The sequence below is a fragment of the Massilia terrae genome (assembly GCF_024753145.1).
Taxonomy (GTDB): domain Bacteria; phylum Pseudomonadota; class Gammaproteobacteria; order Burkholderiales; family Burkholderiaceae_D; genus Telluria; species Telluria terrae.
In genome coordinates this window covers 343,295-366,071 of sequence record NZ_JANUGU010000004.1, presented here as the reverse complement: position 1 = coordinate 366,071, position 22,777 = coordinate 343,295, and the positions used below count along the sequence as shown (strand labels likewise).

The following is a 22,777-nucleotide window of genomic DNA, read 5'->3' as shown; positions in this document are numbered from 1 at the left end:
GTTTGGAGTTTTAACGTAATCTATAAATGGATTTTAACTAAACTCTAAAGGAGGGCCAGATGGCCAAGCCAATTGTTGTTGTTGTCACCGGCGTTTCCACCGGTATCGGTCGCGCGACGGCCCAGAGATTCGCCGCTTACGGCGCCAAGGTGTACGGCACCGTCCGCGCGAGCGCGCTGGCTTCGCCGATTCCCGGCGTCACCTTGCTGGATATGGATGTGCGCGACGCGGATTCGGTCAGGCGGGCCATTCAAGTCGTGATGGAGCGTGAACAGAGGATCGATGTCCTCGTCAATAATGCCGGCGTGTCGCTGGTCGGCGCCGTCGAGGAAACGGCGATTGCCGAGGCCCAGTCCTTGCTCGACGTAAACGTGCTCGGCCTGTTGCGCACGACGCAAGCGGTGCTCCCGCACATGCGCGATCAGGGCAGCGGCAAGATCATCAATGTCAGTTCGGTACTGGGCTTCCTGCCGGCGCCGTACATGGGTCTGTATGCGGCGTCGAAACACGCGGTCGAGGGACTGTCGGAGAGCCTGGACCACGAAGTGCGTCAGTTTGGCGTGCGCGTCGTGCTGGTCGAACCGGCTTACACGAAGACCAGTTTTGACGCCAATGCGCCGAAGGTGGCGACCAGGATTAGTGCCTACGACAGCGAACGCGATGCCGCTTCCGCCGCTGTGGCCAATCACGTCAATTCGGCGCCGGCTCCGGACAGCGTGGCCTCAACCATTCTCGCCGCAGCGCTGGAGCCGTGGACAATGCGGCGCACGCCGAAAGGACAGGCGTCCTTACTCAGCAAGCTGCGTCGCTTCTTGCCTGCGCGGCCGGTCGATACCGCGATCCGAAAAGGGCTGAATCTCCACGCATGACGAAAGAGCGTCGCGCAAAAAGCAAGAGCCGCTCATCGGCGGCTCTTTGCTTGGTGTTCCTCAGCATGGGGCAAGGAACTGATAGGCTTGGCGGAGAGAGGGGGATTCGAACCCCCGATAGGCTATGAACCTATACACGCTTTCCAGGCGTGCGACTTAAACCACTCATCCATCTCTCCTGATGGGTCTCCGCTTGCACGGAAGCCGCATATTATAGCAAGGATTCTCGACAGTACAAGCATCAATGCGGCCCCGTGCGTCCGTGCGAGCCCGGTTGGCCCTGCGTGCTAGCATCGCTTCTCCTCAATCCGACGAAAGCTCTCCCGTGCGCACCGGTATTTCGCATGCGCCATACGGCCAGTTGCCGAGTGGCGAACAGGTTGTCCAGTACACGCTCGCCAACGCCAATGGCATGGTGGTCAAGATTATCGATTTCGGCGGCATCGTGACCGAGATCCATGCGCCCGACCGCGAGGGCAAGGTCGCCGATGTGGTGCTCGGATGCGACACCCTCGACGATTACCGCAGCAAGAGCCCGTATTTCGGCGCCTTGATCGGGCGCTACGGCAACCGCATCGCGCGCGGGCGCTTCGAGCTGGACGGTGAAACGGTCCAGCTGGACACCAACGACGGCCGCAACCACCTGCACGGCGGCGCCCTCGGCTTTGACAAGGTCTTGTGGAAAGCCGGGTTCATGGGCGACACATTGGTGCTCAGTTACCACAGCCACGACGGCGAGCAGGGCTATCCCGGCAATCTTGAAGCAACGGTTGTGTACGAACTGAACGATTCGAACGAGCTGGTGGTTCGCTTTCGTGCCGTCACCGACCGCGCCACGCCGGTCAACCTGACCCAGCACAGCTATTTCAACCTGGCCGGGGAGGGCGACATCCTCGCCCACGAGCTCACCATCGACGCGGACCGCTTCGTGCCAATCGACGCCGAATCGATCCCGACCGGCGGACTGGCCGTGGTGGATGGCACGCCGTTCGATTTCCGAACCGCACGCCGCATTGGCAGCCGCATCGATGAGGTAGACCTGCAACTGCGCAACGGCAAGGGATACGACCACTGCTTCGTCCTCAACAAGCCAGCTGGAAAGGCGATGACGCGCGCGGTGCATGTGTGCGATCCGCGCTCCGGCCGGGTGCTGGAGCTGTTCACGCAGGAGCCGGGTGTGCAGTTCTACAGCGGCAATTTTCTCGATGGCTCGCTTTCCGGCAAGGGCCATGCCTGGGGCTATCGCAGCGGCTTTTGCATCGAGCCTGAGCATTTTCCGGATTCGCCGAATCATCCCGATTTTCCCAACACCATCCTGCGCCCCGGCGAGGTGTATGAAACCGAATCGCGCTTCCGCTTTTCGGTCGATAAGGGACGCTGATCTGCATTTGTCAGCCCTCAACGCCGCAGCCGCCAACGCTCGGTAGAGTCGGTCTGTCGCCTGTGTCCAACGGACCAGTGCTCACCGTCAATCTACCGAGGAGGTGGCCATGCCGGACGATTCACCGAGCCTGCAAGCATCTGCTAACGCGCTGTCGGATGACGCGGTCGAAGCGTGGCTGGCCTGCCAGCGCGAAGCCGAGGAGTGGATTGCGCCGGGCGGCGTGCTGCTCGACGATCCGGCGCTGCGCAACCGCCGCATCAGCGCCGCGTATGCGAGCTTGTGGCTGCGGGACGCGCGCTTCCAGTGGGCCGGGTTGGCTTCGTTCGCGTCCAGCCAGGTTGGAAGCGGCATGGCGCGGGCAGGGCGATCGATGCGCGCGCTCGGCCAGCGGATAGGCAGCAGCGAGACCGCCGACAGCTTCGAATGGCTGTACAAGGTGATGATCCCGGCGCTGGTCGGCACGGGCGAGGGCTACCTGCGCGGGCAGCTTTCGCTTGGCAACCTTACCGTGTTCCTCGATGTCTACCCGCTGCACCGCTTCTATTCGCGATACGGGCTGCAGCGATTGCGCGACACGCTCAAGGCGCGTGCGCTGGCCGCGGACCGCGTGCGCTGGCCGGTCGCCAGCGATGTGCTGCCGTTCGGGCAGCCGTTCCGCGAAATAGGCGATGGCTTCGCGCTGGTCGATGCGGGATGCGTGGCCGACAGCGTGATCAAGCTCGCATGGCACGAGCAGGTCAATGTGCTGCAGAGAGTGATCTACGACGATCCGAAGACGCGGCTGGCATTCGACGCCAACCAGATCGGCGCCGCGGCGGGAGGCAGGGCCGGGGCGTTCATGCCGATCGAGCTGCCGTTCGACGCGGAGCACAGCACCGTGTTTTCGGCGCGGGCGGATGCGCACTTGTACGACGTCGGCCAGCGGATGGATTTCGTGTCGCGCGCGGCGGCGCAGTTCGATGGGTTGCTGCGCACGCAGCGCTCGGCGGTGGAAGTTGCGCTGAGCGAGATCGCGGCTGCAGGAGTAATTGCGCCACGGGACAGGTAGCTCAGCATGGGGCCCCGCCTCCGCGGGAACTACGGCCTTAGTGTGTTTTCTTGAACCGGTTTAAGGCATCGTGCGTACCACAATTCGTATAGTTCTTCATCTGCAGCACATGTGAGCAAAGAAGGATGAATGCGAGTGTCCACCCGCCCGTCAAACCGGGCAAATCCAAGCCGATCGAACTGGTTTGCCCGGCCGGCAGCTTGCCCGCGCTGAAGGGCGCGGTCGATAATGGCGCCGATTGCGTCTACCTCGGCTTTCGCGACGCAACCAACGCGCGAAATTTCGCCGGCCTGAATTTCGACGACAAAGCCATCGCGCAGGGCATCCGCTACGCGCACGACGCCGGCCGCAAGGTGCTGCTGGCGCTGAATACCTATCCGCAAGCGGACAACACGGCGCTGTGGCGCAGCGCCGTCGACCGCGCGGCGGATGCCGGCATCGACGCGCTGATCATGGCCGATCCTGCCTTGATGGCCTACGCGTCCAAGCACCATCCGAACCTGCGCCTGCACCTGTCGGTCCAGGCCTCGGCCACCAACTACGATGCGATCAACTTCTATCATGAGAAGTTCGGCATCGCGCGCGCTGTGCTTCCGCGCGTGCTGTCGATGGCGCAGGTCGAGCAGCTGATCGCCAACACGCCGGTCGAGATCGAAGTGTTCGGCTTCGGCAGCCTGTGCGTGATGGTGGAGGGTCGCTGCTCGCTGTCGTCCTACTGCACCGGCGAATCGCCCAACACCCACGGTGTCTGCTCGCCGGCGAAATCGGTGCGCTGGTTCGAAGGGCCCAAAGGCTTGGAGGCGCGCCTGAACGGCGTGCTGATCGACCGTTACGCCGAGGGCGAGAGCGCCAGCTATCCGACACTGTGCAAGGGCCGCTTCGAGGTCGCGGGCGAGGAGTATTACGCGATCGAGGAGCCGACCAGCCTGAATACACTGGAGCTGCTGCCGCAACTGCTGCAGATGGGCGTGCGCGCGGTGAAGATCGAAGGCCGCCAGCGCAGCCCGGCCTACGTGGCTCAGGTGACGCGCGTGTGGCGTGACGCGATCGACGCGGCTTGCGATCCGAGCGGACGCTATTCGGTGCGCCCGGCATGGATGGCGGCGCTGGATGCGGTCGCGGAAGGCCAGCAGCATACGCTCGGCGCCTATCATCGCAAGTGGAAGTGAGGGACACCATGATGAAGTTATCGGTTGGCCCGATCCTCACCTACTGGCCGCGCGAGACCGTGTTCGAGTTCTACCAGATGGTGGCCGACAGCGCGGCCGACATCGTCTACATCGGCGAGACCGTGTGCAGCCGCCGTCACGAGCTGCGCGTGTCGGACTGGCTCGACGTGGCGGAGCTGTTGGCCGAACACGGCAAGGAGGTGGTGCTGTCGACCCAGGTGCTGATCGAATCGAACAGCGAGCTGGCTACGCAGCGCAAGATCACGTCGAACGAGCGCTACATGGTCGAGGCCAACGACATGGGCGCGGTGCAGCGGCTATCCAGCGACCGCGGCTTCGTCGCCGGCCCGCACCTGAACCTGTACAACGGCGGCTCGATCGAACTGATGGCCACGCTGGGCGCGCGCCGCTGGGTGATGCCGGTCGAGATCGGGCGCGACCGCCTGTCACAGCTGCGGGACGTTCTGCCTGCCGGCTTGGAGACCGAAGTCTTTGCGTATGGCCGCATGCCGCTGGCGTTCTCGGCGCGCTGCTTCACCGCGCGCAACCGCAACCTGCCGAAGGAAGACTGCCAGTTCAGCTGCATGCACCATCCCGACGGGCTGCTGCTGTCCACGCGCGAGGGCGAACCTTTCCTGGTCCTGAACGGCACGCAGACCCAGTCGGCGGCGGTCCAGAACCTTGTAGCGGAGCTGGACGACATGCGCGCGCTCGGTGTGCACGTGGCGCGAATCAGTCCGCAGTCCACCGATACCGACCGCGTGATCGACATTTTCGACCAGGTGCGGCGCGGCGCGCTTGATGGCCGCGTAGCGAGCCAGCAGCTGGAAGCGCTGATGCCGGGACGGCCGTGCAGCGGCTTCTGGCACGGCGATCCGGGCCAGGAATAAGAGGGAAGGGGAAGCAGATGAAGGGAAAGCAGACTTACACGGTGCCGACGCCGCTGGCCGGCGTGTTGGCCAAACTGCCTGCGTATCCGGGCGCATGGCTGTTCACGCGCGCGCTCAACCGCGTGCTGGCGCCGCAGCTTCCAAGCGACGTCAAGGCCGCGCTGGAAGGGCGCAGCCTGCGCCTGCGGGTGTCGGACGCGCGCATCGCCTTCGACTTCGCCTGGCAGCGCGGCGGCTTCGCGCCAATCCGCAGCGCGGGCGCGCCGGACCTGACCATCGGCGCCTGCGTGCACGATCTGGTGCGGCTCGCACGGCGCGAGGAAGATCCGGATACGCTGTTCTTCAGCCGCCGGCTGGCGCTGGAAGGCGACACGGAACTGGGGCTGCTGTTCAAAAATACGCTGGATGCGATCGACGCATCGGTGTTCGATCCCGCCGTGTTGCTCGGTGTGCGCCGCGCGCGCGCCTGACCCTTACCAGAGCTTCGCGAGCGGCACCACGAAGCCGGCAAACAGCGACCAGTGCGGCGTAGCGCTGGTGAGGCCGCGCGTGAAGCCGGCATCGAATTCGAGCCGCTTGCTGGGCATGTAGACGCCGGCCAGCAGCAGCTGCGCGGTCGATGGCGCACCCGGATTGGCAATGCCGGACAGCTCCCAGTTGGCCGTCCAGCGTTCTGTGACTGGCGTCGAAAACGAGGCCGACACGCCGGTCTGGATGCGCGCGGCGCCGGGCTGCGGCGCGCCGAGGCGGGTCTCGTTGACGTTGACGTCCATGTGCAGGTCGCCCGCATCGTGGCTGTAGATCGCGTTAATGGTCCAGTCGCTCTTGCCGCTGCCGATGGTGTCCTTCGCGGTGGGGATCTTGGTGGTCAGCTCCAGGCCATACGCCGTCGTATCGTTGACGATGAATGCGCGCTTGAGCGTGAGCGCGGTGTCGCCGATGCCGTTCGCATCCTGGCCGGCGCCGCGTTGGCGCACGTAGGCGCTCCCGCCCAGCAGCACGCCCCAGTCTTTGTCGATTGCCAGCTTGAAGGTGTAAGGCAGGCTGTCCGTGCGCGGATCCGTGCCGCGGCTGGACAGGTTGCCGAATTCGAATTCGAGCTGGCCCGGCGCCGGCAACTGCGCGGGCGTCGAGACCGATGGGCGGTAGGGCGTGATGGCCGGGCCTTCCTGCGCGTGCGCTGAGATGGCCAGTGCCGCGAGGGCGGGCAGGTAGCGTTTAAGTCTTGGCATATTTACAGTCTAGCTGATTTCGCGTCGCGATTTGCTTCGTTTCGCGCCGGTCGCTATGCTTGCATGATCCCAGCCTGCAATCTCTCATCGGAAGGACAAGCATGACCACCTATGCCATCACCCCGCCGCCCGTTCCATCGCTGGCAATCGCCGGCTCCAGCGAACGTTTCCCGCTGCGCCGTGTATTCTGCGTCGCCCGCAACTACGCGGCCCATGCGCGCGAGATGGGGGCCAATCCGGACCGCGAGCCGCCGTTCTTCTTCACCAAGCCGGCCGACGCGGTGGTGCCGGCCGCCGGCGTGGTGCCGTATCCGTCCGCGACCAATGATATGCACCACGAGGTCGAGCTGGTGGTCGCGATCGGCAAGCCGGGCGTGAACGTGAAGCCCGAGGATGCGATGTCGCTGGTGTGGGGTTATGGTGTCGGCCTGGACCTGACCCGGCGCGATTTGCAGGCGGCCGCCAAGGAAGCGGGCCGGCCGTGGGACATGGCCAAAGGTTTCGATGCGTCGGCGCCGTGCAGCGAGCTGCATCCGGTGTCGGCGGTCGGGCATCCGTCCCAGGGGCGGATCTGGCTGGAAGTGAACGGCGCCCTGGCGCAGGAAGGCGACCTTGGCGACATGATCTGGCGCGTGCCTGAAGTGATCGCCTACTTGTCGGGCTTCGTCGCGCTGCAGCCGGGGGACCTGATTTATTCGGGGACGCCGTCGGGCGTGGGGCCGTTGAAGCCAGGCGATCATGTCCGCGGTGGCGTGGACGGCGTGGCTGGGTTCCAGCTCGAAATCGGCGCGCAGCCTTAAGCGTCGCCACTAAACTAAGCTGTAAAGTTACCGTCGTTCCCGCGTTCGCGGAAACGACGGTATCTCTTAAGATCGCCGTGCGCTTGCAATAAGCACATGCATCTGAGCGGTCAGTGCAGCCCGCGTGGCGTCGAGTTGATCGCCATTGGTATTGTTCGACAGCGTGGCCTTGTCCTTCCTGCCGAGGAAATAAGCAACCCGTTCGGCGTTCGCGCCGGAAGGATGTGGCAAACCATGCAGAATGCGCTTCGGGTCGATCGCGCCGCGCGCTGCCAGCCAGTCCAGTCCTTCGCCGACCGTCCCGCCCATCGGGATGAACACCGCGCCGCGCAGCTGCCCGGCTTCCGGCGCAAACCACTCCAGCATCTGCTTCTGCAAAAACGCTGTCCGCGTCATGCTGGGAGCGCCGCTGTAATTTTTTCCGTTGACGAACACAGCGTGCCGCAGCACCGATGTCACCTGCACCATGCCTGCGTGGTCGCCGAAGATCGTGGCGCAGCTGTCGATGCCGAGCCAGCGCTGCACACCGATCGCATCCAGCAGCGCCACCAGGTTCGGCCGGATCGCGCCGGAGAAGGCGCCGGCCAGCCGCGACGCATGCAGCAGTTCCTGCGCTGACGCACCGCGCTGCAGCTGCCGCTTGGCCTCCGCCACGGCGTTCTTCCACTGATTGAAACCGGGCGTGATGCCGACGATGACAACCCTGGCCGCCGCGTTCACGGCTTCGAAAGGGATGTAGCAGGTGGCGAACTTGCCTTCGCGCGCGAGCACGAAGGCGTCCGGGATCTCGCCCGGCGCCGTGACCCGGGACAGGTCGACGGCGCCGATCGCATCGAGGTACTTCGGCAGGAGCAATTCGCTCACTTGGCCATGTTACGTGCGACGATCGCGTCGGTCGCGGCCTGCGCTTCCTGCAGCGGCTGGTTCAGCACATTGGTCTCGTACTTGATCGACGGCTGCGACACCGTGCCGAGCGCGCTGCCCTGCTTGTTGGTGATGTCCACGTCCACAGTGGCGGACAGGCCCACGCGCAGCGGATGCGCCTGCAGCTCTTTCGGGTCCAGCGAAATCCGCACCGGAACACGCTGCACCACTTTGATCCAGTTGCCGCTGGCGTTCTGCGCCGGCAGCAGCGAGAACGCGCTGCCGGTGCCGGCCGACAGGCCCTCGACGCGCCCGTGGTACTTGACGTCGCTGCCGTAGATGTCGGACTCGATCGTCACCGGCTGGCCGACGCGGATGTCGCGCAGTTCCGATTCTTTGAAGTTGGCGTCCACCCACAACTGGTTGAGCGGGACGATGGTCAGCAGCGCGGTGCCCGGCGCGATGCGCTGGCCCACTTGCACATTACGCTTGGCGACATAGCCCGTCACCGGCGCGACGATGGCATTGCGGCGTGCGGCCAGCCAGGCCGACAGGTAGTCGGCTTTCGCGGCCTGCACGGCGGGCAGCTGCTGCGGCTGCACGCCTGCCACGGCGACGCGCGCGGCAGCGGCCTGCTGCTGGGCGACGTCCAGCGCGGCGCGCGCTTCCTGCACGTTCTGGCGCGCGTGGGCGATGTCTTCGCCCGACACGATCTGGCTGGCGGCCAGCGGCAGGCGGCGCGCCAGGTCGTCTTCGGCGGTCTTCAAGGCGACCTTGCGCTGCGCGACGGCGGCGTCGAACTGCTGCACGTTGGTGTAGCTCTGGCGCGCCTGGCGCACCACGGTGCCAAGCCGCGCTTCGGCCTGCGCCAGCGCGACCTGCGCGTCCGATGGATCGAGCCTGATGATCTCGGTGCCTGCCTGTACCAGCTGGGTCTCGTCGGCGCGGATCTCGATCACGCTGCCGGACACCTGCGAGGTGACGTTGACCAGGTTGCCGCCGACGTAGGCGTTGTCGGTCTGGACGCGCTTGGACAGCACCAGCACGTAATAGGCGGCGTAGGCCAGGCCGGCGATCACGAACAGGACGGTGATGCCGAGCAGGACGGCGCGGCGCTTCTTGGGATTGGGGGCGTTGTTCTCGGTACTCATTTGGCGATGGCTCGGGTGTTTTGTTGATCGTTGGCGGCTTGCAGCGGCTCGGCGCGGTACCCGCCGCCGAGCGCCTTGATGAGCGCGACCTGGGTCTGCAGGTCGGCGTCGAACAGCTGGATGCCGTTGTCGCGCTGGCGCAGCAAGGCCAGGCGCGCCTGCAGCACGGCGGCGCTTTCGGCCAGGCCCGCTTTCAAGCGCGCCTGCGCGTTGTATTCAAGCGTGGACGCGGCCTTGAACGCCTGCAGCTGCGCGTTGCGCTGTTTGGCGATGCCCTGCAGCGTGGCCGCTTCCTGCGAGACGTCGCGCACGGCGTTCACCACGGCCTGGTTGTAGTCTGCGATCAGTTCGTCGCGCTGGGCGCGCACGGTGGCGAGACCGGCTTCGAGACGGCCGCTGTCGAAGATCGGCAGGCTGAAGGCGGCTCCCACCAGGCCGGTGCGGCTGGCCCACTGCAGCAGCTTCGAGACGGAGACGGTGTCCAGACCGGCCGATGCGGAGAGGTTGAGGTCCGGGTAGAACGCGGTTTCGGCGGCCTTGGCGCGGCCCAGCGCGGCTTCGACGCGCCAGCGCGCGGCCTGCAGGTCGGGGCGGCGCGCCAGCAGTTCCATACCCAGCCGCGAGGGCAGGGCGGCGCTCGCTTCAACCGGAATCTGGCGGCGCGCGAGCTTCGGGAAGTCGTCGCCGTGTGCGCCGACCAGTGCGCGCAGCACCTCCTGCTCGCGCGCGGCCTGCGTCGCGTAGGACTCGGCTTGGGCGTTCAGGTTGGCCAGGTCCTGCTCGGCGCCTTGCACCATGTCGACGTTGACCAGGCCCTGTTTCAGGCGCAGCTGTCGTCCGGACAGCACGTCGCGCTGCACGGCGATCTGTTCGCGCGTGTTCTCTTCGCGCGCCCACAGCGACTGCAGGCGCAAATAGCTCTGCGCGACGCTGGCGGCAATCGTCTGCGCTGCCTGCGCGGCATCGGCGCGGGCGGCGTTGGCCTGGCCGATGGCCGATGCGATCTGGGCGCGATGCTTGCCCCACCAGTCGAAGTCGTAGCTGGCGCGCGCCTGCACGCTGACGTCGTTGAACCAGTTGCCGCCAATCGGTTCCGGGAACAGGCCGGTGCCCGAGTAGCGCTGGCGGTTGATGCCGCCGGCGAGATCGACCTGCGCGCCTTCCGCCGCGCGTTGGGTATTCACCGCGGCTTGGGCGGAGGCGATACGCGTTTGCGCCACCGCCATGGTCGGGTTGTCCTTGAGCGCGCGCGTGATCAGCGCGTCGAGCTGCGGTTCCTGATATTGCTTCCACCATTCCTGGTCGGGCCAGGCGTCGCGCGCGAGCGCCAGCGAGGCCGCGTGCTGGGCGCGCTCGAAGTCCGGCCCGGCCACCTGGCTCTTGTCGGCGGGGATGTGGGCGCATCCCGCAAGGAGCAGCGCCAGGATTGCGCCTGCCGCCTTCGTCAATCGTAAGTGTCGCACTGTGGTTCCTGCTTTCATGGTTATTCGAGGGCGGCGTGGTCGATTTCGACAGGCGCCGAACTGCGCTTGGGTGGGCGGATCAGCACCAGCATCGGGATCACGGCCGCGGTCAGGATCATCATCAGCCAGAAGTCGTCGACGTAGGCGATCATCGAGGCCTGGCGCGTGATCTCGCCGTTGAGCGAGGCGGCGCCGGCGCCGGCCAGCGCGGTGGCCGGGTCGCCCAGCGCCTGGTTGGCGATGGTGACGTGTTCGGTCAGCGAGGCGTGCGCGATCTGGGTGTTGCGCACCAGGAGCGTCTGCACCAGCGCGATGCCGATCGAGCTGCCGATGTTACGGATCAGGCTATACAGCGCCGTGCCTTCCGCGCGCATCTGCGGCGACAGGGTGGCGAAGGTAGCCGCCGACAGCGGCACGAACACGAGCCCGAGGCCGACGCCCTGCACCACGCCCGGCCACACGATGTCGCTTTGCGAGAGCACCAGCGTGTACTGGGTCATCTGCCACAGCGAGAAGCCGGTGATGGCGAAGCCCACGCCCAGCAGGATGCGGAAGTCGACCCGCCCGGTGAGGCGGCCGACGATCATCATCGACACCATGGTGCCGAGGCCGGAGGGAGCGGTGACCAGGCCGGCCAGCATCGCCGGATAGCCCATCAAGCCCTGCAGCATGGTTGGCATCAGCGCGCGGGTGGCGAACAGCACCATGCCGACGATGAAGATCAGGAGCAGGCCGGTGACGTAGTTCGAATTGAGCAGCAGGCGGTAGTCGATGAAGGACTGGCCGGCCGGGCGCGTGGCGGTGTGGGCGATGAAGTAGGCGAGGCTCATCGCCAGCAGCACCGCCTCGACCCAGGTTTCGGTGGAGCCGAACCAGTCGTTCTGTTCTCCGCGGTCGAGCAGCATCTGCAGCGAACCGATCGCGACCGACAGCGTGACGAAGCCGAAGGTATCGAACTTCACGCGGCGCGCCGCCGGGGTCGGGTGGATGTAGCGCCAGATGCCGTAGAACGCGATGGCGCCGATCGGTACGTTGATGAAGAACACCCAGCGCCAGTCATATTGATCGGTGAGCCAGCCGCCCAGCGTGGGGCCGAGGATCGGGCCGATCATCACGCCCATGCCCCATACTGCCATCGCGCTGCCGTGCTTCTCACGCGGGTTAATGTCGAGCAGGACGGCCTGCGACAGCGGCACCAAGGCGGCGCCGAACACGCCTTGCAGCATGCGGGCGATGACGATTTCGGTGAGCGTGGCCGAGATCCCGCACAGCACCGAGGCGCCGGTGAAGCCGGCCACCGAAACGAGGAACACGTTCTTCAGGCCGTAGCGGTCGACCAGCCAGCCGTTGAGCGGGGTGGCGATGGCGGCGGCCACGATGAAGGAGGTCAGCACCCAGGTGATCTGGTCGGACGAGGCGGACAGGCTGCCCTGCATGTGCGGCAGCGCGACGTTGGCGATGGTGCCGTCGAGCGCCTGGATCACGGTCGCGAGCATGATCGAGATCGTGATCATGGTGCGGTTGATCGGCGGCGCCTCCAGCGGTCCGTGGATGGCCCGTTCGGTCACAGCTCGTCCTCGATGCGGGCGCGCAGTTGTTCGAGCAGCTCGGTGGCGGCCGCCAGCCGGTCAGGCGGCACGTCGTCCAGCACCGAGGCGCGGAAGGCGTCGGCCTGCTTGCGCACCTTGGCGAACAGGGCGCGGCCGGCGTCGGTCAGGTGGACCAGCTTGACGCGGCGGTCGGTGGAGCAGGGCGCGCGCAGCACCAGGCCGGCCGCTTCGAGGCGGTCGAGCATGGACACGACGGACGGGCCTTCGACGCCCAGCTGGTCGGCCAGCGCGCGTTGCGACAGTTCGGTCTTGGACTTGGCGAGGATCGCGATCGTCATCCAGCCGGACTGGCCAACGCCGAGGTCCTTCAGGCGCGCGTCGAGCGCCAGCCGCCAGCTGCGCGCCGTGGAATGCAGCGCTGTGGAGAAGCGCTCTTGCGGCGTTGGATCAGATAGGATGGACATGATTAAGAAGCATATAGATAGGTATCTATCTAGTTTAGCGCAGGTAAGAAATGTTTGCAATTTGCGCGTCGATTGTGTGACAAGGGTGCGGGAATCGTCGCAGGGTTGCGGGCTCGGCAGTGCCGGGCACGACGTTCTCTACTTTGTTCTCTGCTTATTTCAAACCGCGCGATGGCGCTGCATATTGCATGCATACGGCGTCTGCGTGGCATGCGTATCGCGCGCCTCCGCATCGAAGAAAGCCCGTCAGTTCGGGCTGCGCGCTTGTCGCGCCTAATCGCATTTCATCCTGCGTTTTTGGCGTTTCGGTCAATACCCGATTGTCGCGAAATGGGCGATCGATACACTTTGATCATTCGCCAGGTAATTGAAAGCGCCCGGCGAAATTGAATCTACCCCTACATTTCGACCATGAGGATTTGAACCATGCGCACCGCACACGTACTGACCCTGATCGCCGCCGCCGCCGCTTCCTTCTCGGCCAGCGCCGCTCCTTCCGCCGCCAATAATATCGACACCAGCATGAACCAGGTGGCGGTGACCGCCAGCGCCTACCACAAGCCGACCGAGGGCGACATGGCCAGCCTGCAGGGCTCCTACCAGCTGGCCGATGGCCGCACGCTGCGCGTGTCGAGCATGGGCACGCGCCTGTACGCCGAAGTCGGCGACACCCGTACCGAGATCCTGTCGGTGGGCCCGAACAAATACGCGTCGCGCAACGATGCGCTGCGCCTCACCTTCGACAACGGCGATTTCCCGGTCAACGTCCTGGTCAGCACCGCGGCGGTGAAATGATGGCCCTACGGCGCGCCGCCAATCACCGTGGCGCGCCGAATTTTCCGGCCTGGTAGTCGTTGATCGCGTCGACGATTTCCTCGCGCGTGTTCATCACGAAGGGACCGTGCGCCACCACCGGCGCGTTGATCGCTTCCGCATGCCCGAGCGCCAGCAGGGCACCGGTCTCGGCGTAGATCTCGATCGCGTCGCCTTCGTCGTTCAGTTCGGCCAGGTGCATTTCGCCGATCTTGTCGCCTTCCACTTCGACCACGCCGCGCACCACGTACAGGAACACGGTGCGGCCGAGTAGTCCATCCACCCGCACATGTCCGCCGGCCGCGAGTTCGATCGTGCTCATGAACACACCGGTCAGCGACTGCACCGGTCCCGCCACGCCCTTGTAACTGCCGGCGATCAGGTTCAGCGTCACCTTGTCGTTGACCGCGATCGCGGGAATCTGCTCGCGCTGCAGCCCGGTGTAGGCCGGCGCGCTCATCTTCAGGTGCGGCGGCAGGTTCACCCATAGCTGCAGGATCTCCAGCGGTCCGCCGTCGCGCAAGAACTCGGGCGGCGAAATCTCCGCATGCACCAGGCCGCGTCCCGCCGTCATCCATTGCACGCCGCCGGCGCGGATGATGCTCTCGTGGCCGGCGCTGTCCTGGTGCGTCAGCAGGCCGGCGAGGATGAAGGTCACGGTTTCGAAGCCGCGGTGCGGATGCGGGCCGAAGGGCAGGCCGCGGTTGTGCGGCGGGTAGGTCTGCGGCCCGTGGTGGTTGAGGAACAGGAAAGGATCGAGCTGCGGCAGGTGCGGACTGGGCAGCGGCCGCTGCGTGATCAGGTCGCCGATGTCGTCGCGCACCGCCGGGTGCAGCCGCTTGATGGTGCGAAGGCTCATCTTGTTGTTCTCCGTTGCATGGGGTAGCCAATACGATAACCCAAGCCGCCATCCTTGCGCGCATTCAAGCTGGACGAACGCCGGGAACTCATCTTTAGAGGACATTCGGGCGTAGGCGTCCGCCTCATGGAACTGCGTAAAAAACCCCATACGTTTTGTAGGTCCGAACCTACATCGCCGCTTTATTGTCGGGCCCCGCGAGGGCGCGCATCGGCGCTTCCCTAGGAGCGTGGGAGGAAGCGGCGTGTTCCGTTCGCTGACTGGCAGGCAGGCAAATTGATGCTCAGAAATCGCACCGATTACCCCCCGGAAATTATGGCGAAAACTGCATGTTAGGATCGATTTCCAGCCGTGATGCAGAGGGGGCGCGGGCCCGTTGAATTGTTGCATCACGTCCATCCAATGCTCGCCATTCAGCATGCCATGCATATCAAAGAACTCATCAAACCGGACGGCCGACATCTCACCCTTTACAGCAACTTGCCGATACCGGACGGGCTCGTGGCGCCGAGTCCGTTCGCCGATCCCCAACACGCCAATCCGCACCTGCGCTGGCATCCGTTGCGCGGGGAGTGGGTGACCTACGCCGCCTATCGCCAGAACCGCACGTTCCAGCCGCCGCCGCAGTACAACCCGCTGGCGGTGACCATGGATCCGGCCAATCCGACCGAGCTGCCGCAGGGCGACTACGAGATCGCGGTGTTCGACAACCGCTTTCCCTCGCTGGCGCTGGACTCGCACGATCCGCCGGCGTCGACGGTGCCGACCGCGCCCGCCAACGGCCACTGCGAAGTGGTGGTGTTCACGCAGGACCCGGTGTCCTCGCTCTCCGCGCTGTCGCTGTCGCGCATCGAGCTGCTGCTGCAGGTATGGGGCGACCGCACCACCCGCATCGGCGGCCAGCACAACATCCATTACGTGCTGCCGTTCGAGAACCGCGGCGCGGAAGTCGGCGTGACGCTGCACCATCCGCACGGCCAGATCTACGCCTATCCCTTCGTCCCGCCGGTGCCGGCCAATATGCTGGCGCAGGAGCGCGAATACTTCTTGCAGCACGGCTCCAGCCTGCTGTGCGACATGGCCAGGCTGGAGGCGGAGGACGGCCAGCGCGTGCTGTACCAGGGACCGCACGCGATCGCCTTCGTGCCGCCGTGCGCGCGCTATCCCTACGAGGTGTGGCTGATGCCGAGCGCGCCGTGCAAGGACTTCGCCGCGCTCACGCCGGAGCAGCGCGCCGACCTGGCGCGCGCGCTCAAGACAGTGCTGCTCAAATTCGACGGGCTGTGGGACCGGCCCTTCCCATACTTGATGAGCTGGTACCAGGCGCCGACCGATGGCGCCAGCCATCCCGAGACCCAGCTGCACGCCGAGTTCTTCCCGCCCTATCGCAACCGCGATCGCCTGAAGTACCTGGCGGGCACCGAGATCGGCGCCGGCATGTTCGCGATGGACGTGCTGCCCGAGTCCACCGCCTACGAGCTGCAGCAGGTGCAGGTCAGCCTGGAAGAGAGGGTAGTCCAGTGAGCGAAGCATCCGTCGATCGCAGCGCGGAGGCGGCGGTGAAGCTGGCGCTGCTGCGCGATGTGCTGGAGAAGACCGGCGCCAGCGCGATCCGGCTGCGCGGCACCGACTGGTTCGCGTGGATCACGGCCGGCGGCTCGAACGCGGTGCTGCTGTCGCAGGAGACCGGCGCGGCCGAGGTGCTGGTGTCGCGCGAGGACGCCTGCATCCTGACCGACGACATCGAGGAAAAACGGCTGCGCGCGGAGGAGGCGCCGCCCGGTTTTTCCTACCACCCTACGCCGTGGACCGAGCTGGAGCTGCGCGAGCGCTATGTGTTCGAAATCGCGGGCGGACTGCCGGTGCTGTCGGACCGGCCGGCCAACGGCGAGCTGCCGCTGCCGCCGACGCTGCGCCAGCGCCGCATGGTGCTGGGCGGCGGCGAGATCGGGCGCTACCGCGCGCTGGGACGCGCCGCCGCCGAGGCGATGAGCGAGGCGTTGCGCCAGGCGCGCCCGGAATGGACCGAGGCCGAGCTGGCGGCGGCCGGGGCGCAGGCACTGGTGCGGCGCGGGCTGGAACCGGCGCTGGTGCTGGCGGCCGGCGAGCGGCGCCTGCCGCTGTACCGCCACCCGCCGCCGTCGCTGGAGCGCATCGGCGGGCGCGCCATGCTGCGCTGCTGCGCGCGCCGCCACGGCCTGCATGCGAGCCTGGCGCGCTGCGTCAGCTTTGGCCCGGCGCCGGCCGAGCAGCGCGAGCTGATGGCGGTCGAAGCCACCGGGCTGGCCGCGGTGCTGCCCGGCAGTTCGCTGTCGGCGGTGTACTTCGCGCTGGAGCAGGGCTACCGCCACGCCAACCGGCCGGATGCGATCCGCGAACACCACCAGGGCGGCATCACCGGCTACGCCTCGCGCGAGATCGTCGCCACGCCGGTCACCGCGACCGAACTGGAGACCGGCATGGCGTTCGCGTTCAACCCCAGCTTCAATGGGCTGACGATCGAGGACACCTTCATTCTCGGCCCGCAGGGGCTGGAGAACCTGACGTGCGACCCGGCCTGGCCGGCGCGCGACGACCACGGCCGCATGCGGCCCTTATGGCTGGAGGCGACATGACGAGCAGCGAATCCTTTTTCGGCGGCGCGCCCGATGTGGTGGCCTCGGCGCCCGGGCGCGTCAACCTGCTGGGCGAACACACCGACTACAACGACGGCTTCATGCTGCCGGTCGCGACACCGCAGCGCACCACCGTGGCGATGAGCCCGAGTGGCGACGGCCATTTCTACTTTCAATCGTCGACGCTGGACAGCAGCGTCGACTTCCCGGAGAACGGCAGCGCGCCGCAGGGCTTCGGCAGCTACATCGAGGGCTGCATCCGGCTGGTGCAGGCGGGCGGCCAGAAGGTGCCGGCGCTGCGGGTGTTCGTGTCGACCGAGCTGCCGGTGGGCTCCGGCCTGTCGTCGTCGGCGGCGCTGGAAGTGGCGACCTTGCGCGCGCTGCGCGAGCTGATCGGGGCCGAGCTCAACGACGTCCGGCTGGCGCGCCTGGCGCAGCGGGCCGAGATCGAATACGCCCGCGTGAATTGCGGGATCATGGACCAGATGGCGTCCAGCCTGGCCGACAGCGGCCACATGCTGTTCATCGACGCGCGCTCGCTGGAGCACCGGCTGGTGCCGCTGCCGCCCGATGCCGGCATCATCGTGATCGACAGCGGGGTGCCGCGCAAGCTCGCCGGCAGCAAGTACAACGAGCGCCGCGCCGAATGCGAGGAGGCGGCGCGCAAGCTGGGCGTGAAGTCGCTGCGCGACGTCGAGGACCCCGCGGCGGTCGAGCAGCTGCCCGAGCCGCTGCGCCGGCGCGCGCGCCACGTGGTGCGCGAGAACCTGCGCGTGCTGGAGGCGGTGCGCGGAGTGTCGGCGGAACGCTTCGGCCAGCTGATGAACGACTCGCACCAGAGCCTGGCCGACGACTATGAAGTGTCGATTCCCGAGCTGGATGCGCTGGTGGAGGCGCTGCGCGCCGCGCCCGGCGTGTACGGCGCGCGCCTGACCGGGGCCGGCTTCGGCGGCGCCACGGTGGCGCTGTGCCGCGCCGGCGAGGAACAGCAGGCCGCGCAGGCCGCGCTCACCCGCTACAACAAGAATGGACGGCACGGCCGGATCCTGATTCCGGTACAGGACGAAAAAACAAGCCAAGGAAAGGAAAACAATGAGCCAGTTTGAGTACCCCCGCCCGCAACTGGTCCGCGACCAGTGGATGAACCTGAACGGCAAGTGGCGCTTCCGCTACGACGACGAGCGCAAGTTCAGGCTGCCCGGCCAGGTGAACGGCTGGACCCACGAGATCAATGTCCCGTTCGCGCCCGAGACCGAGATGAGCGGCGTCCAGGACACGGGCTTCCACAGCGCCTGCTGGTACCAGCGCGAGTTCGAGCTAAAGCCCAGCAGCGGGCGCACCATCCTCCACTTCGGCGCGGTCGATTACCTGGCGCGGGTGTGGATCAACGGCCACGTGGTGGCGGAGCACATCGGCGGCCACACCTCGTTCTCCTGCGATATCACGATGGCGATGAACGCCGATGGGCGGCAACTGCTGACGGTGCTGGTCGAGGACGACCCGGCCGACCTTGAAAAACCGCGCGGCAAGCAGGACTGGCTGCTGGAGCCGCACTCGATCTGGTATCCGCGCACCACCGGCATCTGGCAGACCGTGTGGGTGGAGCAGGTCGCCAATACCTACATCGGCACGCTCAAGTGGACCCCGATCTTCGAGAACTTCGAGATCGGCTGCGAGGTGTTCGCGGCCGGCGACATCCCGTCCGACCTGTTCGTCGAGGTGAAGATCTGGCACGGCAAGCAGCTGCTGGCGGACGACCATTACAAGCTGGTCTCGGGCGAGGCCAACCGCAAGATCGCGCTGTCCGACCCCGGCATCGACGACTCGCGCAACGAGCTGCTGTGGAGCCCGGAGCGGCCGACGCTGCTGGACGCCGAAGTCACGCTGCGCCGGGACGGCCAGGTGCTGGACCGGGTACGTTCGTACACGGCGCTGCGCGCGTTCGCGATCAACCGCGACCGCCTGATGCTCAATGGCCGGCCTTACCAGCTGCGGCTGGTGCTGGACCAGGGTTACTGGCCGGAGTCCTTCCTCACCGCGCCATCCGATGACCACCTGAAGCGCGACGTCGAGCTGGCCAAGGAGATGGGCTTCAACGGCGTGCGCAAGCACCAGAAGATCGAGGATCCGCGCTACCTGTACTGGGCCGACAAGCTAGGCCTGCTGGTATGGGAGGAGATGCCGTCGGCCTACCGCTTCTCGCCGAAAGCGATCAAGCGCATGGTCAGTGAATGGACCGAGGCCATCCACCGCGATTACAGCCACCCGTGCATCGTGGTGTGGGTGGCGTTCAACGAGTCGTGGGGCGTGCCGAACCTGACGCTGACCCAGGCCCACCGCAACGCGGTCGAGGCGTTGTACCACCTGACGCGCACCCTCGATTCGACGCGCCCGGTGATCGGCAACGACGGCTGGGAGGCCTCGGCCACCGACATCCTCGGCATCCACGATTACGACTGCAATCCCGAGAAGCTGCGCGAACGCTATGCCGTCACCGATCCGGTGCGCACGCTGTTCGACCAGCGGCGTCCCGGCGGGCGCATTCTCACGCTCGACGGCTTCCCGCACCGCGGCCAGCCGATCGTGCTCACCGAATTCGGCGGCATCGCGTTCGATCCGAACGTGGCGCCGGACAGCAAGGCCTGGGGCTATACCCGGGCCCACACGGAGGAGAGCTACCTCTCGCTGTACCGCCGCTTGCTGGAGGTGGTCAACACCACCTTCATGTTCAGCGGTTTTTGCTATACCCAGTTCACCGACACCTTCCAGGAAGCGAACGGCCTGCTCAACGCGGACCGCACACCCAAGCTGCCGCTGGAGGTGATCAGCGCCGCCACACGCAACGTCTCGCTCGAGATCAAGGATGTGGAGGAGGGACCCGGGCCCGGCGCCTGAGCCACGTGTTCACGTTGGCGCGGGCGATCGGGCCGATGCAGGAAACCACCGATCAACCAACGCCCCGCCGCCGCGCGGGGCGATAAAGGAGTCGTCATGCCAACGATCGTCGTATTCAGCCACTTGCGCTGGGACTTTGTATTCCAGCGGCCGCAGCACCTGCTGACCCGGCTGGCGCAGCACTATCCGGTCCTGTTCGTCGAAGAGCCGGTCCATGATGACGGCAAGCCGTACATGCACACCACCAGCCCGGCGCCGAACGTGACGGTATGCCAGGCCCACACGCCGGTTCCGTCCGGCGGATTCCACGATGACCAGCTGCCGGTGCTGCAGCCCATGCTGGCGGACCTGGTACCGCCAGGGGAGCGGCCGATCGTCTGGTTCTACACGCCGATGGCGCTGCCGCTGCTGCAGGGACTGGATCCGAGCCTGGTGGTGTACGACTGCATGGACGAGCTGGCGTCGTTCAGGAATCCGCCCAAGCAGCTGCTGCAGCGCGAGACGGCGCTGCTCAACCTGGCCGACCTGGTGTTCGCGGGCGGTCCCAGCCTGTATGAAGCGAAGCGCATGCGCCACCCCAGCGTGCACTGCTTCCCGAGCAGTGTCGACGCCGCCCACTTCGGGCAGGCCACCGACCGTTCGCGCAGCCATCCGGCGCAGGCCGACATCCCGCATCCGCGCCTGGGCTTCTACGGCGTGATCGACGAGCGCTTCGATACCGCGCTGGTGGCGGCGCTGGCCGACGCCCATCCGGAATGGCAGGTGGTGCTGGCGGGGCCGGTGGCCAAGATCGGCCAGCATGAGCTGCCGCGGCGGCCCAACATCCATTACATGGGACAGCAGCCCTACGAGGCGCTGCCCGCTTTCCTGGCCGGCTGGGACGTGTGCCTGCTGCCGTTCGCGCTGAACGAGGCGACCCGCTTCATCAGCCCGACCAAGGTGCTCGAATACATGGCGGCCGAGCTGCCGATCGTGTCGACGCCGATCGCCGACGTGGCCACGCCCTACGGCGACGTGGTGGCGATCGCGGCAGGCCCGCGCGAGTTCATCGCGGCCTGCGAAGCGGCGCTGGCAATGGAGCCGGCGCAGCGCGCGGCGCTGGCCGAGGCGATGCGGGAAGTGGTGGCGCGTACTTCGTGGGATGCGACCGCCGCGCAGATGCGTGAGCTGCTCGGCAGCGCGCCGCAGCAGCCGCAGGCGCTGGCGCGCTTCGGCCAGGCAAGCGCTGGCGCCATCCACGGCGATGGCGCGAAGGTCAATCCGCTGCGCCGCCAGGGCGGCTCGCACGACACGGGCACCGTGATCATCGGCGCCGGGCCGACCGGGCTATCGGCGGCCTATCATCTCGGCCCGGATACGGTCCTGCTGGAGCGTAATGGCGCGATCGGCGGCTGGTGCCGCTCGGTGAACGACCATGGCTTCACTTTCGACTACGCCGGCCACATCATGTTCTCCAACGACCCGTATGTGCTGAAGCTGTACGAGGTGCTGTTGGGCGACAACCTGCACTGGCAGGACCGCGAGGCCTGGGTCTACAGCAAGAACGTGTACACGCGCTATCCCTTCCAGGGCGCGCTGTACGGACTGCCGCCGAAGGTGATCACGGAGTGCATCATGGGCGCGATCGAGGCGCGCTACGGCGAGGCCGCCGGCGAGGGACAGCCCTGCGCGGCGAAGCCGGTCGAGGACTGCTGCGGCGACGGCACGGCGGACGTGGCCAACACGGCGCACATCGCGCCGAAGAAGCGCGAGACGCCCAACTTCGAGGAGTTCATCTACAAGGTCTGGGGCAAGGGCATCGGCAAGCACTTCGCGATCCCCTACAACCGCAAGCTGTGGACGGTGCCGCTGACCGAGATGGAGACCTCGTGGCTGGGCGGGCGCGTGCCGCTGCCGAACCTGCAGGAGATCATTGAGGGCGCGCTGGAGCCGGTGGGCAAACCGATGGGACCCAACGCGCGCTTCGGCTATCCGCTGCGCGGTGGCTTCCAGGCGCTGATGAATGGCTTCCTTCCGCACATCAAGGGGCGCATCGAGCTGAATGCGCAAGTCGCGCAGGTGTTCCCGCGCGAGCACGTGGTGGTGCTGGCCGGTGGCAGCCGCTACCGCTACGACCATTTGGTGTCGACCATGCCGCTGCCCGAGCTGATCCGCGTGATCGGCGACGAGGCGCCGGCCGAGGTGAGGAAGGCGGCCAAGGGGCTCAAGCATATTTCGATCCGCTGCGTGAACCTGGGCGTGGCGCGTGAACACATCACCGACAAGCACTGGATCTACTACCCGGAAGACACGATTTTCCACCGCATCTTTGTGCAGGGGAACGCAAGCCCCTGGTGCAATCCGCCGGGCGGCTTCGGCCTGACTTGCGAAATTTCTTACTCGCCGTGGAAGCCGCTGCCCGTGGATGGGCAGGCGCTGATCGAGCGCTGCATCGAGGATTGCCGCAAGGTGGGCATGCTGCGCGAGGACGACGAGGTCATCGTCGCCAACAGTGTCGACATGCCGTATGCCTATGTGGTGTACGACCACGAGCGTGCGGCCAATGTGCAAACCATTCGCAGCTGGCTGGCGCGCTACGACATCGTGCTGGCCGGACGCTACAGCGAGTGGGAATACTACAATTCGGACCATGCCTTCATCGCGGGCAAGAAGGCGGCCGAGACAGTGCTGGCCGAGCGCGCGCGGGGCCAGCAGGTCGCCGAATAGGCCGG

The 22,777-nt window shown here is 66.4% G+C and carries 20 protein-coding genes and 1 tRNA gene; 13 read left to right on the top strand and 8 right to left on the bottom strand.

The annotated features are described in order from the left end of the window. The first annotated feature begins 59 nt into the window (after positions 1–59). A complete protein-coding gene (locus NX778_RS14625) occupies positions 60–869 on the top strand; it encodes an oxidoreductase (protein WP_258812483.1) in 810 nt (269 codons plus the stop codon). 88 nt (positions 870–957) lie between these two features. Here NX778_RS14625 and NX778_RS14620 read toward each other — a convergent pair. Beyond that, a tRNA-Ser gene (locus tag NX778_RS14620) sits at positions 958–1,048 on the bottom strand. A 146-nt stretch (positions 1,049–1,194) separates the two neighbouring features. Here NX778_RS14620 and NX778_RS14615 point away from each other — a divergent pair. The 5 genes from NX778_RS14615 to ubiT all read left to right on the top strand — a co-directional run bounded on the left by NX778_RS14615 (position 1,195) and on the right by ubiT (position 5,830). Beyond that, positions 1,195–2,250: an aldose epimerase family protein gene (locus NX778_RS14615; protein ID WP_258812482.1), complete on the top strand. Its 1,056-nt coding sequence runs from the start codon at positions 1,195–1,197 to the stop codon at positions 2,248–2,250. 109 nt (positions 2,251–2,359) lie between these two features. Then, positions 2,360–3,301: a DUF2515 family protein gene (locus NX778_RS14610; RefSeq protein WP_258812481.1), complete on the top strand. Its 942-nt coding sequence runs from the start codon at positions 2,360–2,362 to the stop codon at positions 3,299–3,301. A 125-nt stretch (positions 3,302–3,426) separates the two neighbouring features. Then, complete coding sequence (gene ubiU / locus NX778_RS14605; protein ID WP_258812480.1) at positions 3,427–4,470, top strand: ubiquinone anaerobic biosynthesis protein UbiU; 1,044 nt, start codon at positions 3,427–3,429, stop codon at positions 4,468–4,470. Positions 4,471–4,481: 11 nt separating this feature from the next. Next, positions 4,482–5,360, top strand: a complete 879-nt coding sequence (gene ubiV, locus NX778_RS14600) for a ubiquinone anaerobic biosynthesis protein UbiV (protein WP_258812577.1) — start codon at positions 4,482–4,484, stop codon at positions 5,358–5,360. Positions 5,361–5,377: 17 nt separating this feature from the next. Then, entirely contained in the window at positions 5,378–5,830 is a 453-nt protein-coding gene (ubiT, locus tag NX778_RS14595) for a ubiquinone anaerobic biosynthesis accessory factor UbiT (protein WP_258812479.1), read from the top strand. Between the two features lie 3 nt (positions 5,831–5,833). Here ubiT and NX778_RS14590 read toward each other — a convergent pair whose 3' ends face one another. Continuing rightward, positions 5,834–6,592 carry a transporter gene (locus NX778_RS14590; RefSeq protein ID WP_258812478.1) on the bottom strand — a complete coding sequence of 253 codons (759 nt, stop codon included), beginning with the start codon at positions 6,590–6,592 and terminating at the stop codon, positions 5,834–5,836. A gap of 101 nt (positions 6,593–6,693) precedes the next feature. Between NX778_RS14590 and NX778_RS14585 the strand changes: the two genes are divergently transcribed. Continuing rightward, the gene (locus NX778_RS14585) at positions 6,694–7,392 is read left to right on the top strand and encodes a fumarylacetoacetate hydrolase family protein (protein ID WP_258812477.1); all 699 of its coding nucleotides are present in this window, start codon (positions 6,694–6,696) and stop codon (positions 7,390–7,392) included. Between the two features lie 66 nt (positions 7,393–7,458). Here NX778_RS14585 and NX778_RS14580 read toward each other — a convergent pair whose 3' ends face one another. Genes NX778_RS14580 through NX778_RS14560 form a run of 5 tightly spaced genes read right to left on the bottom strand, consistent with a single transcriptional unit; the run spans position 7,459 to position 12,884 of the window. Next, the gene (locus tag NX778_RS14580) at positions 7,459–8,256 is read right to left on the bottom strand and encodes a hypothetical protein (RefSeq protein ID WP_258812476.1); all 798 of its coding nucleotides are present in this window, start codon (positions 8,254–8,256) and stop codon (positions 7,459–7,461) included. After that, a complete protein-coding gene (locus NX778_RS14575; RefSeq protein WP_258812475.1) occupies positions 8,253–9,407 on the bottom strand; it encodes an HlyD family secretion protein in 1,155 nt (384 codons plus the stop codon). The genes NX778_RS14580 and NX778_RS14575 overlap by 4 nt, the downstream gene beginning before the upstream one ends. Then, positions 9,404–10,870 (bottom strand): efflux transporter outer membrane subunit, encoded by a 1,467-nt coding sequence (locus NX778_RS14570; RefSeq protein ID WP_258812474.1) that lies wholly within the window; start codon positions 10,868–10,870, stop codon positions 9,404–9,406. Before NX778_RS14570 ends, NX778_RS14575 begins: the two co-directional genes overlap by 4 nt. Positions 10,871–10,890: 20 nt before the next feature. Next, positions 10,891–12,384 carry an MDR family MFS transporter gene (locus NX778_RS14565; protein WP_258812576.1) on the bottom strand — a complete coding sequence of 498 codons (1,494 nt, stop codon included), beginning with the start codon at positions 12,382–12,384 and terminating at the stop codon, positions 10,891–10,893. A 50-nt stretch (positions 12,385–12,434) separates the two neighbouring features. Beyond that, entirely contained in the window at positions 12,435–12,884 is a 450-nt protein-coding gene (locus NX778_RS14560) for a MarR family winged helix-turn-helix transcriptional regulator (protein WP_258812473.1), read from the bottom strand. A gap of 426 nt (positions 12,885–13,310) precedes the next feature. Here NX778_RS14560 and NX778_RS14555 point away from each other — a divergent pair, with 426 nt between their 5' ends. Further along, positions 13,311–13,679 carry a hypothetical protein gene (locus NX778_RS14555; protein WP_258812472.1) on the top strand — a complete coding sequence of 123 codons (369 nt, stop codon included), beginning with the start codon at positions 13,311–13,313 and terminating at the stop codon, positions 13,677–13,679. A 22-nt stretch (positions 13,680–13,701) separates the two neighbouring features. Here the strand turns inward: NX778_RS14555 and NX778_RS14550 are convergent, their stop codons facing one another. Beyond that, complete coding sequence (locus NX778_RS14550) at positions 13,702–14,556, bottom strand: pirin family protein (RefSeq protein ID WP_258812471.1); 855 nt, start codon at positions 14,554–14,556, stop codon at positions 13,702–13,704. A 501-nt stretch (positions 14,557–15,057) separates the two neighbouring features. On the opposite strand from NX778_RS14550, the gene galT reads away from it, so the two are divergent. The 5 genes from galT (at position 15,058) to NX778_RS14525 (ending at position 22,772) form a co-directional block, all read left to right on the top strand. Beyond that, entirely contained in the window at positions 15,058–16,080 is a 1,023-nt protein-coding gene (gene galT / locus NX778_RS14545) for a galactose-1-phosphate uridylyltransferase (RefSeq protein ID WP_258812470.1), read from the top strand. Continuing rightward, a complete protein-coding gene (locus tag NX778_RS14540; RefSeq protein WP_258812469.1) occupies positions 16,077–17,171 on the top strand; it encodes a M24 family metallopeptidase in 1,095 nt (364 codons plus the stop codon). Before galT ends, NX778_RS14540 begins: the two co-directional genes overlap by 4 nt. Beyond that, positions 17,168–18,277: a galactokinase gene (gene galK / locus NX778_RS14535; RefSeq protein WP_258812468.1), complete on the top strand. Its 1,110-nt coding sequence runs from the start codon at positions 17,168–17,170 to the stop codon at positions 18,275–18,277. Before NX778_RS14540 ends, galK begins: the two co-directional genes overlap by 4 nt. After that, a complete protein-coding gene (locus tag NX778_RS14530) occupies positions 18,264–20,066 on the top strand; it encodes a glycoside hydrolase family 2 protein (protein ID WP_258812467.1) in 1,803 nt (600 codons plus the stop codon). The genes galK and NX778_RS14530 overlap by 14 nt, the downstream gene beginning before the upstream one ends. A 96-nt stretch (positions 20,067–20,162) precedes the next feature. Next, the gene (locus NX778_RS14525) at positions 20,163–22,772 is read left to right on the top strand and encodes an FAD-dependent oxidoreductase (RefSeq protein ID WP_258812466.1); all 2,610 of its coding nucleotides are present in this window, start codon (positions 20,163–20,165) and stop codon (positions 22,770–22,772) included. Positions 22,773–22,777 lie beyond the last annotated feature (5 nt).